The 12,076-nt window shown below is 49.7% G+C and carries 11 protein-coding genes; 6 read left to right on the top strand and 5 right to left on the bottom strand.

Annotated elements, in window-relative coordinates; all coding sequences use genetic code 11:
- Nucleotides 1–210 precede the first annotated feature (210 nt).
- Nucleotides 211–429 (top strand): 50S ribosomal protein L31, encoded by a 219-nt coding sequence (rpmE, locus tag F0316_RS00920; RefSeq protein ID WP_000643446.1) that lies wholly within the window; start codon nucleotides 211–213, stop codon nucleotides 427–429.
- Nucleotides 430–736: 307 nt separating this feature from the next.
- Nucleotides 737–2,014, top strand: coding sequence for a malic enzyme-like NAD(P)-binding protein (locus F0316_RS00915; RefSeq protein ID WP_001278588.1), 1,278 nt, complete (start codon nucleotides 737–739; stop codon nucleotides 2,012–2,014).
- 109 nt (nucleotides 2,015–2,123) lie between these two features.
- Here the strand turns inward: F0316_RS00915 and metJ are convergent, their stop codons facing one another.
- The gene (gene metJ / locus F0316_RS00910) at nucleotides 2,124–2,441 is read right to left on the bottom strand and encodes a met regulon transcriptional regulator MetJ (protein ID WP_000796267.1); all 318 of its coding nucleotides are present in this window, start codon (nucleotides 2,439–2,441) and stop codon (nucleotides 2,124–2,126) included.
- A 267-nt stretch (nucleotides 2,442–2,708) separates the two neighbouring features.
- On the opposite strand from metJ, the gene F0316_RS00905 reads away from it, so the two are divergent.
- The 3 genes from F0316_RS00905 (at nucleotide 2,709) to metF (ending at nucleotide 7,473) form a co-directional block, all read left to right on the top strand.
- Nucleotides 2,709–3,875 (top strand): O-succinylhomoserine (thiol)-lyase, encoded by a 1,167-nt coding sequence (locus tag F0316_RS00905; RefSeq protein ID WP_000213242.1) that lies wholly within the window; start codon nucleotides 2,709–2,711, stop codon nucleotides 3,873–3,875.
- A 12-nt stretch (nucleotides 3,876–3,887) separates the two neighbouring features.
- Nucleotides 3,888–6,299 (top strand): bifunctional aspartate kinase/homoserine dehydrogenase II, encoded by a 2,412-nt coding sequence (locus F0316_RS00900; RefSeq protein ID WP_149560146.1) that lies wholly within the window; start codon nucleotides 3,888–3,890, stop codon nucleotides 6,297–6,299.
- A 286-nt stretch (nucleotides 6,300–6,585) separates the two neighbouring features.
- Nucleotides 6,586–7,473 (top strand): methylenetetrahydrofolate reductase, encoded by an 888-nt coding sequence (gene metF / locus F0316_RS00895; protein WP_000542395.1) that lies wholly within the window; start codon nucleotides 6,586–6,588, stop codon nucleotides 7,471–7,473.
- Nucleotides 7,474–7,535: 62 nt separating this feature from the next.
- Here metF and zapB read toward each other — a convergent pair whose 3' ends face one another.
- Nucleotides 7,536–7,778 carry a cell division protein ZapB gene (gene zapB, locus F0316_RS00890; protein ID WP_000007388.1) on the bottom strand — a complete coding sequence of 81 codons (243 nt, stop codon included), beginning with the start codon at nucleotides 7,776–7,778 and terminating at the stop codon, nucleotides 7,536–7,538.
- 320 nt (nucleotides 7,779–8,098) lie between these two features.
- Between zapB and glpX the strand changes: the two genes are divergently transcribed.
- Entirely contained in the window at nucleotides 8,099–9,106 is a 1,008-nt protein-coding gene (gene glpX, locus F0316_RS00885; protein WP_111674143.1) for a class II fructose-bisphosphatase, read from the top strand.
- A gap of 76 nt (nucleotides 9,107–9,182) precedes the next feature.
- On the opposite strand, the gene pfkA is transcribed toward glpX, so the two are convergent.
- From pfkA to F0316_RS00870, 3 genes are all read right to left on the bottom strand, one after another.
- Nucleotides 9,183–10,145 (bottom strand): 6-phosphofructokinase, encoded by a 963-nt coding sequence (pfkA, locus tag F0316_RS00880; protein ID WP_000591796.1) that lies wholly within the window; start codon nucleotides 10,143–10,145, stop codon nucleotides 9,183–9,185.
- A gap of 262 nt (nucleotides 10,146–10,407) precedes the next feature.
- A complete protein-coding gene (gene fieF / locus F0316_RS00875) occupies nucleotides 10,408–11,313 on the bottom strand; it encodes a CDF family cation-efflux transporter FieF (RefSeq protein WP_000712635.1) in 906 nt (301 codons plus the stop codon).
- Between the two features lie 200 nt (nucleotides 11,314–11,513).
- Nucleotides 11,514–12,017: a CpxP family protein gene (locus F0316_RS00870; protein ID WP_148495361.1), complete on the bottom strand. Its 504-nt coding sequence runs from the start codon at nucleotides 12,015–12,017 to the stop codon at nucleotides 11,514–11,516.
- Nucleotides 12,018–12,076 lie beyond the last annotated feature (59 nt).

Here is a 12,076-nt window from a genome sequence, read left to right as displayed (position 1 = left end):
GAAGCTTGACAGAAATTCGACCCGCGCTTTTGGTGAAATAATCGGCGCGATCGGTTGATCCGAAACTCGAGATTCATTAATATATCGCGCCTTACGGCATCCTAGAGGGTTGACCTCTCTGGATATGCAAACTCGTTATTTTTAACACTACGTGTGGTGTCCGACGACAATCGATTCGGATGGCGACACGGCCTAAATTGAGGTTATCCCATGAAAGCTGGTATCCACCCAGAATACAAAGCAGTAAACGCAACTTGTTCTTGCGGCAACTCTTTCGTTTTCAACTCTACTCTAGGTAAAGACACAATGCACCTAGACGTATGTGACAAGTGCCACCCATTCTACTCTGGTAAGCAACGTATCGTTGACACCGGTGGTCGTGTTGAGCGCTTCAACAAGCGTTTCGGCGCACTGTCTGCGAAGAAGTAATTTCTGCTTTACGCTAGATTTTGAAAAAGGACGCTTCGGCGTCCTTTTTTCATAGCTTAAACCCCGCCACCGCTATCTCATCTCACTTCCAGCGAGGATGAATTGGACACTCACTTATCTGCATATACAACCCTTTGAATTGGCACATTCTGGCTATTTCTTCTCCGTGATTCACATTTTCACTGGTCTTATCAGCAAGATCTTCGCTTTTTTTGTACGCTTTGCTCAGTGTCTAACCTAGGCAGTTTGCAATAGTTACTTTAAAATTTGCGACCTCCCCCATAAATAACAATAAGAGAACAGCCCTATGTCCGATGACAATCGCCTCAACCCAACACCTGAAGAACAATTTCGCCAACGCGCTCTGGATTACCATGCTTACCCAACCGCGGGCAAAATTGGTATTGCACTGACCAAGCCAGCCGATTCTGCTGCCGATCTCGCTCTGGCTTATAGCCCAGGTGTAGCTGAGCCAGTGCGTGAAATCGCGCAAAACGTTGACAATGTGTATAAGTACACCGCGAAAGGCAACACGGTGGCCGTGATCTCTAACGGCACCGCAATTTTAGGATTGGGAAATTTAGGCCCGATGGCCTCTAAGCCTGTCATGGAAGGTAAGGCACTGCTGTTTAAACGCTTCGCAGGATTGGATTCGATTGATATTGAAGTAAAACACCGCACGATCGACGAATTTATCGATACTGTCGCTAACATTGCTGATACTTTCGGCGGCATCAACTTAGAAGATATCAAAGCCCCAGACTGCTTTGAAATTGAGCGCCGCCTGATTGAGCGTTGTGATGTCCCTGTATTCCACGATGACCAACACGGTACTGCGATTGTCACCGCGGCTGGCATGCTTAACGCCCTTGAGCTGCAAGGTAAACAACTGAAAGACTGTATTATCGTCTGCCTTGGTGCGGGTGCCGCAGCGGTGGCGTGTATGGAGCTACTGATCAAATGCGGGGCAATGCGTGAGAAAATCTACATGCTGGATCGCAAAGGCGTGATCCACACTCGCCGTGATGATCTCAATGAATACAAAGCGCTGTTTGCCAACAACACCGACAAGCGTACGTTGGAAGATGTGATTGCGGGAGCGGATCTGTTCTTAGGCGTTTCTGGCCCTAACTTGCTGCCAGCGGATGCCCTTAAGCTGATGGCCGACAAGCCTGTGGTGTTTGCCTGTTCCAACCCAGATCCTGAAATCAAGCCAGAAATTGCTCATCAAGTGCGTAACGACATGATCATGGGGACAGGCCGCAGCGACTATCCAAACCAAGTTAACAACGTGCTCTGTTTCCCGTTCATTTTCCGTGGAGCACTCGATGTGCGCGCGAGTGAAATCAATGACCAGATGAAACTGGCTGCGGTAGAGGCGATTCGCCAACTGGCGAAAGAGCCTGTGCCAGCCGAAGTGCTGGCAGCTGCTGGAGTGGATAAGCTCAGTTTCGGTATTGATTACATCATTCCAAAACCGATGGACCCACGCCTATTGCCACGCGTAGCACGCGCCGTCGCGGAAGCGGCAGTGGAATCGGGTGTTGCTCGTATCCCAATGCCAGAAAACTACATGCAGGCTTAATCTGCTTGTTTATTTGGATAAAAAGTCGATAAAAAAGCCCCTCAGTTATATGAGGGGCTTTTTTATAAGCAGGATTTGTTCAATGAACCCGTATCACTCACGCCAATCGTTACTCATCGTAAGATTCGAACTCAATCCCCATTTCGGTCATCAAACGTTTGGCTTCGGCAGGAATATCATCAGGGCGATCTTTACGTAGGTCTTCGTCCGTCGGCAGCGGCTGGCCGGTATAAGCATGCAAGAAGGCTTCGCACAGCAATTCACTGTTGGTTGCGTGACGTAAGTTATTGACTTGACGGCGTGTTCTCTCATCCGTTAGCACTTTGAGAACTTTCAGCGGAATGGATACCGTGATTTTTTTTACCAACTCGCTCTTTTTCCCATGCTCTGCATAGGGGCTGATGTATTCGCCATTCCAGTCTGCCATTGCGCACCTTCGTTATTGTGGTTCGAATCGAAATTTCAAAGGCCCTAATTTTAGCGGGATTTACCGCCATAAGCAAAGACATATAGACGTCTAGAAGTGTTGACGTCTTTATTTAACATCAGTAAAGTGTCGAGTAATTTATGGGCAACGAATAAACCTCATCCCCCAGTTAGGGAAAGTTGCGATGCGACAACCGACACTGCAGCTTAAAGCAGGAAAGGTATATGATGAAGCCCTCTAGGACAGAATAGCCAGCAAGGAAACTCCATGACCACACGCAAGCCAGCCACTATTGCGGTTCGTACCGGGATTGAATCGGACACTCAATACCATGCCGTTGTGCCCCCTATTTATCTTTCGACCAACTATGGTTTTCCCGCATTTGGCGAAGTACCTAAATACGATTACACCCGCTCAGGCAACCCAAACCGAGGCCTATTAGAACAAACCTTATATGAGCTTGAATGTGGAGAAGGTGCCGTAGTGACCAACTGTGGCACTTCGGCCATCAATTTGTGGGTCACAGCCTTGTTAGGCCCTGACGATCTGATTGTCGCGCCGCATGACTGCTATGGCGGCACTTATCGCTTGCTCAACACTCGCGCTAAAAAAGGCGATTTCAAAGTGCAGTTTGTGGATCAATCCAACGCAGCCGCACTCACCCAAGCTTTAGCCCGCAAGCCCAAACTGCTGCTGATTGAAACCCCCTCCAACCCTTTAGTGCGTGTGGTGGATATTGCTCATCTTTGCCAGTTAGCGAAAACGCAAGGCACTTTGGTAGCGGTCGATAACACCTTCTTAACCCCGGTATTCCAAAAGCCTCTCACCTTGGGCGCGGATTTTGTGCTGCACTCCACCACCAAATACATTAATGGTCACTCGGATGTGATTGGCGGCGTGTTGATCTGTAAACACAAGCAACATGCAGAAGAGTTGGCTTGGTGGGGCAACTGTTTAGGTTCAACTGGTACTCCATTTGATAGCTACATGACCTTACGTGGTATTCGCACGCTGGGCGCGCGGATGCGCGTGCATGAAGAGAGTGCGCAACAGATTTTGGCTTATCTACAGACTCAATCTTTGGTTGGCAAAATTTATCATCCAAGTCTGCTCGACCATCCGGGTCATGAGATTGCCAAAAAACAGCAATCTGGCTTTGGCGCTATGCTCAGTTTCGAGTTTGCCGGCAGTTTTGAGCAGTTGAAATTCTTTGTGGGTAAGTTGGCGCTGTTTTCACTGGCAGAGTCACTTGGTGGGGTAGAAAGTCTTATCTGCCATCCCGCGTCTATGACTCATCGTGCAATGGGCGAAGAAGCCTTAGCTGAAGCGGGAATTTCCCAGCAGTTGCTGCGTCTTTCCGTCGGTCTTGAAGATGCCTCTGATCTGATTGCCGATCTTGACCAAGCCTTTTTGCACACTCTTGCCGCGAATTAAGGAGATTTGTGAATGACCCATCCCCGTCAATTGCATAAATTTGGTGGTAGTAGCCTTGCTGACCCTGAGTGTTATCAGCGTGTCGCGAAAATTCTTAAAAGTTATTCCAAAAGTGATGATCTGGTGGTGGTTTCTGCGGCTGGCAAAACCACTAACCGTTTGATCAGTTTTGTCGAAGCACTCAGTAAAGATGGTCGCGTTGCCCATGAAACCTTACATGCGCTGCGCCAATATCAGTCTGAATTGATTACTAAGCTACTCAGCAACGAAGCAGCCGAACCACTACTTAGCCAACTGCAACAAGAGATCAGCGTGTTAGGCGAGCTCACGGCTCCTCTTAGTCACGCACAATACGCTTGGGTTTTAGGACATGGCGAGCAATGGTCGGCACGCCTGCTCGCCGCATTACTGAACCAGCAAGATTTACCAGCGGTCGCACAAGATGCGCGAACATTTTTACGTGCCGAAGCGGGCACACAGCCGGAAGTGGATCGCGCGCGCTCTTACCCGCTACTGAAAGCCGTGTTGGCACAACATAACCAGCGCCGTGTGGTGATCACCGGTTTTATGGCGCAAAACGAACAGGGCGATACTGTCCTACTCGGTCGTAACGGTTCCGATTATTCTGCGACCGTGATTGGCGCACTGGCTGAAGTCTCACGCGTGACCATTTGGAGTGATGTGGCTGGCGTGTACAGTGCTGATCCACGCATTGTCAGCGATGCCTGTTTGCTGCCACTGCTAAGACTCGATGAAGCCAATGAGCTGGCACGCTTAGCTGCGCCAGTTATGCACAGCCGCACACTACAACCTGTGGCACAAAGCACCATGGAGCTTCACTTACGTTGCAGCCACCAACCGGAATCGGGTTCTACTCGCATTGAGCGGGTACTGGCTTCTGGTCGCGGCGCGAAAATCATTACTTCACTCGATGATGTGCTGCTGATTGAGCTGAGCTTTGCTCATCACCATGATTTCCAGCGCTTGCAAGAAGATGTGTTACAACATTTGCTGCGCGTACAACTGCAACCGCTGACTTACGAAGCACAACCTGACCAATACCGTTTGCGTTTAGCTTACACAGCAGAAATTGCGCCTGGCGCATTTGCGGTGCTGCAAGATGCTGCGTTCGAGGCGGAAATCAAACTCAAAGAAGGCTATGACCTGATTGCTGCGGTCGGTGCGGGCGTCACCAAAAACCCGAACCACTGTTATGGCTTCTACCAACAGCTGAATGCTTTACCAGTCGAGTTTATCAGCGCGTCAGAATCAAGCCTCAGTTTGGTTGCCATACTTCGCCAAACGCCGATTCATTCATTGGTTAACGCCATTCACAAACAGCTCTTCCAAGCTCAAAAACGCGTTGCGATTGCGCTGTGTGGCAAAGGCAATATTGGTTCAAGTTGGCTCAAACTGTTTGCTGAACAAAAAGAGAAATTGGAACAACGCCACGGCATGAATTTTGAGTTGGTTGCGGTAGTCGATAGCCAAACCTACTGGTTTAATGAGCAAGGCATTAATCCAAACCAAGTGGCCACGCATTTCCAAGATGAAGCACTGCCCAATCAAGAGCAAAGCTGGCTGAAAAAACTCGGCGCATTAGAAGGTTACGATGAAGCAGTCGTGATTGATGTCACCGCCAGCGAAGAGTTAGCTGAGCAGTATCTCGACATTGCCGAACACGGTTTGCACCTGATTTCCGCCAACAAAGTGGCTGGCTCTGCTGCGGGGAATTATTACTATCAAGTTAAAGATGCCTTTCACAAAATTGGCCGCCACTGGCTGTATAACGCCACGGTAGGCGCGGGCTTACCAATTAACCACACAGTGCGTGACCTACGTGAAAGCGGCGATGACATCATGGCACTTTCGGGCATTTTCTCCGGCACGCTCTCATGGCTGTTCCAACAATACGACGGCAGCTTGCCATTCAGTGAACTGGTGGATTTAGCGTGGCAGCAAGGTTTAACAGAGCCCGATCCGCGTAGTGATCTGGATGGTTCTGATGTTATGCGTAAATTGGTGATCTTGGCGCGTGAATCTGGCCTTGAGATCGAGCCGCAGAATGTCAAAGTGGAATCATTGGTACCTGCCGAGCTGCGCTCTGTATCACTGGATGATTTTCTCGACAACAGCAAACTGCTCAACGAGCAGCTAGCCGAACGCCTCGCCCGTGCGCAGAAGCAAGGCAAGGTGCTGCGCTACGTCGCAAGGCTAGAGAAAAATGGCAAAGCCAGCGTGGGCGTTGAAGCGCTTGAGCAAGATCATCCGCTGGCTAACTTACTGCCGTGTGACAACATCTTTGCCATCGAGAGCAAATGGTATCGCGATAATCCATTGGTGATCCGAGGTCCCGGCGCTGGACGTGAAGTAACCGCTGGCGCGATTCAGTCGGATTTGAATCTGCTCGCGAGCCTACTCTAAGTCTCTTGTTCTGCCCCTTAAAACAAAGCTCGTCGAAATGGCGAGCTTTCCCTCCCATCCTCTATACTTTTGGGTATAGAAAGCATCATGCTCTATCTCTCTCACCAAGAACCATACATAGCGCTGAATGACATTTTCGAGCGTGAATCGACTTCACGATCAACATGAGTAATCTTCATAATGGCGAGGTTGACATCAAAGCGCATTCACGACATTCTACAGCCATATAGACGTCTAAACGTCAATTCAGATTCAGGCAGTGACACTTGGTCACAGGGAGTACAAGATGGGATATACACACGCTAGCCATATCGATGCATTGAACCAAAACATTGCGGAGCTTTCCGACATCAATGTTTCGTTTGAGTTTTTTCCACCCAGCTCACCACAAATGGAAGAAACGCTTTGGGGCTCGGTACACCGTCTGAAAACACTCCAACCGAAATTTGTTTCGGTCACTTATGGCGCAAACTCTGGTGAGCGTGACCGTACTCACTCGATCATTAAAGCGATCAAAGATCAAACCGGTTTAATTGCCGCGCCACACCTGACTTGTATCGATGCCACTCGTGATGAACTGATCCAGATCGCCGATGACTACTGGCATAACGGCATCCAGAATATTGTGGCGCTACGTGGTGATATCCCGGCTGGCGGTGGTAAGCCAGAGATGTACGCTTCCGATCTAGTGACGCTGCTCAAATCACGCCACGATTTTGATATTTCCGTGGCCGCCTTCCCTGAAGTGCACCCTGAAGCGAAAAGTGCGCAAGCGGATCTGCTCAATTTAAAACGCAAAGTCGATGCGGGTGCGAATCGTGCCATCACGCAGTTTTTCTTTGATGTAGAAAGCTACCTACGCTTTCGCGATCGCTGCGTAGCGGCTGGGATTGACGTAGAAATCGTGCCTGGCATTCTGCCGGTTTCTAACTTTAAACAAGCGTCGCGCTTCGCTGCGCAAAACAACGTCAAAGTTCCGAATTGGATGGTGAAGCAGTTTGAAGGATTAGAAGACGATCCGGTGACTCGCCAGTTGGTAGGTGCAAGCCAAGCCATTGATATGGTGCGCGTGCTGTGCCGTGAAGGGGTGAAGGATTTCCACTTCTACACCCTAAACCGTGCCGAAATGACCTACGCGTTATGCCACACCTTGGGCGTTCGCCCACAAGCTTAAGTGAAAACTTCGAGCCTAGATCAAAAACGCCGACATCACTGTCGGCGTTTGCATGAGGAAAATTATTCCACGTCTTCCATTTTGCCCAGCAGGCTACGAATGCGCTCTTGCCATGCCGCATGCTCTTGCTGAACTTGCTGTGCACGTTGCTCAAGTGCTTCACGCGCTTCACGCAGCTCTTGCGCTTCATTTTGCAGCTGTTGCTTTTCTTCTTTGAGCTCTTCAACTTCCATTTGCAGCAGTGCAATGGTGTCGACTGCAGTTTGAATTTTCGCTTCCAGTTTTTCTAATACTTCAAAAGACATGACGTTTTACCCTTGTTGATTCGGTTAAGGTGAAGTGGACTTCACTGATTGAGTTCATTCTACTCAGCCCTGTGCACAGAAACACGCCCTAAGTTCGATCTTTTTCGCTATTCGGTTAAAAAAACCGCGCAATTTGACCCAAGCTTAACTTAACGAGCCGCTAAGCCCGATCCGAGCTGGCATTTTCGAGCAAACCTCGACTTTTCTTGCGCGTTTTTGATCAAAGGCAAAGGCGAATCGCCGCAAAAGGCAAACGTTTACTTGGGAGTGTGGTAGAATGCCGCGCAAAATTTCTCTCTTGGGTTTGGAGCAAAGCAAACATGAAACGCGATTTAGCAATGGCTTTTTCCCGCGTCACCGAAGGTGCCGCACTCGCAGGCTATAAATGGTTAGGACGTGGCGATAAAAATGCCGCCGATGGCGCTGCGGTAGAAGTGATGCGCATCCTGCTCAACCAAACGGAGATCAGCGGTGAAATTGTGATTGGTGAAGGCGAAATTGATGAAGCGCCTATGCTGTACATTGGCGAGCAAGTCGGTCTGGGGGGCGATGCGGTTGATATTGCGGTCGACCCTATCGAAGGTACTCGCATGACCGCCATGGGACAATCCAATGCCTTAGCCGTGCTTGCAGCCGGTGAAAAAGGCAGTTTCCTGAAAGCGCCCGATATGTACATGGAAAAGTTGGTGGTTGGCCCCGGTGCAAAAGGCTGCATCGACCTCAATTTGCCGCTGAAAGATAACCTAAACCATGTCGCAAAAGCACTCGGCAAACCCTTAACCGATTTGGTGGTGATCACGCTTGCCAAACCGCGCCACGACCAAGTGATTGCGCAAATGCAAGAGATGGGCGTACGTGTTTTTGCGGTGCCGGATGGCGATGTCGCCGCATCGATTCTGACCTGTATGCCCGATAGTGAAGTGGACATGATGTACTGCATTGGTGGGGCACCAGAAGGCGTAGTCTCTGCGGCGGTGATCCGCGCGCTGGATGGCGACATGCAAGGCCGTTTACTGCCGCGTCATCAAGTCAAAGGCGATAGCGAAGATAATCGCATTTGGGGGGCAAAAGAGCTCGAACGCTGTCAACAAATGGGCGTAGAAGCCGGTAAAGTGCTGAAAATGGAAGACATGGCACGCAGCGATAACGTGATTTTCGCGGCCACCGGCATCACCAAAGGTGATTTGCTTGATGGCATCAGTCGCAAAGGCAATATCGCGACAACAGAAACACTGCTGATCCGCGGCCGCTGTCGCACCATTCGTCGTATTCGCTCAATTCACTATCTGGAGCGTAAAGACCAACAAGTGCGCGACATCATTCTCTAATCCGCATATAAACAAACCCGTATAAAAAAGACCGCCTTGGCGGTCTTTTTGTCTCTGAATACAAAGTGCTGCGAGCTTAGAACAGCTCTTCAGCGACTTTGTACAGGTCAGTGCGTACTGGACGCTTCATGTTTTCAATCGCATCAATGATGTCGTGGTGAACCAGTTGCTCTTTCTGGATACCCACACAACGACCACCGTGACCTTCCATCAATAGATGCACTGCGTAGTTACCCATGCGTGATGCCAGTACACGGTCAAATGCGGTAGGTTTACCACCACGTTGAATGTGGCCTAATACAGTTGCGCGAGTTTCACGGCCTGTCGCCGATTCAATCTCTTTGGCCAGTTTGTTGGCATCCATCATCAGCTCAGTCAGCGCAATGATCGCGTGCTTTTTGCCTTTCGCAATACCATCTTTGATATTGGAAATCAGCTGTTCCATATTCAGACCCGTTTCCGGGGTGATGATGTATTCACAGCCACCCGCAATCGCAGAGGTCAGCGTCAAGTCACCACAGTGACGACCCATGATCTCTACGATAGAGATACGTTGGTGTGAAGAAGAGGTATCGCGCAGACGGTCAATCGCTTCAATAACGGTGTTCAGGGCAGTCAAATAACCGATGGTGTAGTCGGTGCCCGCGATATCGTTATCAATCGTGCCTGGCAGACCGATACAAGGGAAACCCATTTCGGTCAGTTTTTTGGCGCCCATGTAAGAGCCGTCACCACCAATCACAACCAGCGCTTCAATGCCGTGCTTTTTCAGGTTTTCAATCGCTTTTTCGCGCACTTCAACTTCACGAAATTGTGGGAAGCGTGCAGAGCCTAAAAAAGTACCGCCACGGTTGATCACGTCAGACACGCTTGAACGGTCTAGCTGCTTAATACGATCTTCGTACAGACCTTGGTAGCCGTCGTAAATACCAAACACTTCTAAACCTGCGCCAAGTGCTGTACGCACCACGCCGCGAATAGCTGCATTCATACCTGGGGCATCGCCACCACTCGTCAAAACACCGATTTTTTTAATCATGCTCACCCTCGAACTTTGCGAATCGAATATCAATTTCTACGCCGTCTGGCTTGTAAGGAACCAGACAGAAAAATTCAAAAACTGTGCGTAATGTTACCTTTCCCGATTAGGAATACTACTGTTATTTGCACTAAATTCTGTAAGTTTTCTACTTATGTAAGAGTATTACAGTTTTGTGCTCACCCTGTGTTGATTCATGTCAGGGTTGGCGTTTTTTTGTTAACTTGGGGAAAAGATAGTCAAACTGACGCCTTTTGTCGCCTCACTGGAGCGATTTTTGTTGCTGCTCGGCCTCAAGCACCACGGAATGCGGGTCTTGATGGATCAAAACATCAGCCCCCACAAAATGTTCACGCAATTTATCTTCCACCCGATCCGAGATCTGATGTGCTTCCAGCAACGAAATGTTGTCATCTAATTCCAAATGGAGCTGAATGAAGCGCACCGGGCCGGACATACGCGTACGCAGTTGATGCATACCAATCACGCCAGCCACACTGAGGCAGATCGCATGAATTTGTTCCAACTCTTCATCGGGTAATTTACGGTCAAGCAGCGTCTGCACCGCATCATGCACCATTTTAAAGGCGCTGAATAAGATATAGAGACCGATACCGATCGCAAAAATGGCATCCGCTTGACCCAATCCCCACCAACTTAATCCCAACGCAACCATGATGGCCGCGTTCATCAGCAGATCGGATTGATAATGGAGCGAGTCTGCGGCAATCGCTTGGCTGCCGGTTTTTCTGACCACATAGCGCTGAAACAGTACTAAGCCAAAAGTCACCAACATGGCGATGGCGCTGACATAGATGCCTAATTCAGGGGCATTCAATTCATGGGGTCGGAAGAAGCGATCGACACCGTTGAGGATCAAAAAGCACGCGGAGCCCGAAATAAACATGGCTTGTGCCAATGCCGCGAGCGATTCTGCTTTACCATGCCCAAACGCATGTTCATGGTCAGCGGGCTGTAGTGCAAAACGTAATACGATAAGGTTAACCACAGAGGCGGCGATATCGAGTACCGAGTCGATTAAAGACGCCAGTAAGCTCACTGACCCCGTTACCCACCACGCTGCAACCTTGACCACCAAGAGCAGCGAGGCTACCGCCGTCGCGGTCCAAGCGGCCATGGTGACCAAACGAGCGTATTCTTTTTTCATCACGCTTCCCTTTTTCTTGGGTTGTCAGACAGAAGACCGAGTATATACCCAAACGAGTGAGCGTTGCAGGTATTGGGTAGAACGAGCCTAGTCAACACTGCGCCGCTTCAAGCGGAAGAAGGAGGAGATAACCGAGAAACCAAAAACCACAAGGCAGCACTTAGGCCGCCTTGTTGAAGTAAGAGTCGTGAGTCGTTCGATTATTGATTAGCGTGTTTTTTGCCTTTGCCATGTTGGCCATCTTGCGTGCAGTCCGCCATTTTCTCTTGTTGCAGGGTTTGCAACTTGGCTTTCTGTTCGGCAGTCAAAATGCTCATCATTTGATGGCGTTTTTCCATCATTTTTACGCGATGAGTCACTTGCTGATCTACCATCTGTTTTGCCAGATTCTCAGCGGCTGCTTGGTCAAAATCAGCCGCGAGCACCAGAGCGCGCTCCTGCGCGTGCAATGCTTTCATCGCATCATGGTTTTGCCCGCGATTAGCGCGCATCTCTTCACGTCCAGCCTCACGCATCTCTTTGAGTTGGGCTTGCTGCTCAGCGGTTAAATCAAGCTGTTTCCAGATCCCACGTTCACCGCGGTCGCCACAATGTCCATCACCCTCTTTATCCCAACCGTGACCACCGTAAGCCAGCGCCGCCGTCGTTCCCAGAGTCAGTGGTAGGACAGCCGCGGCTAAAATCATTTTTTTGGCAAGTTTCATCGTTCGTTCCTCTACATTTCGTTTCGTTATCGATTAGGCTGCTCTGCAGCGCTTGAACA

The sequence above is a fragment of the Vibrio cholerae genome (assembly GCF_008369605.1).
Lineage (GTDB): Bacteria > Pseudomonadota > Gammaproteobacteria > Enterobacterales > Vibrionaceae > Vibrio > Vibrio cholerae.
Note: the sequence above shows the minus strand (reverse complement) of the source record. Positions and strands in the feature narration are given on the sequence as shown.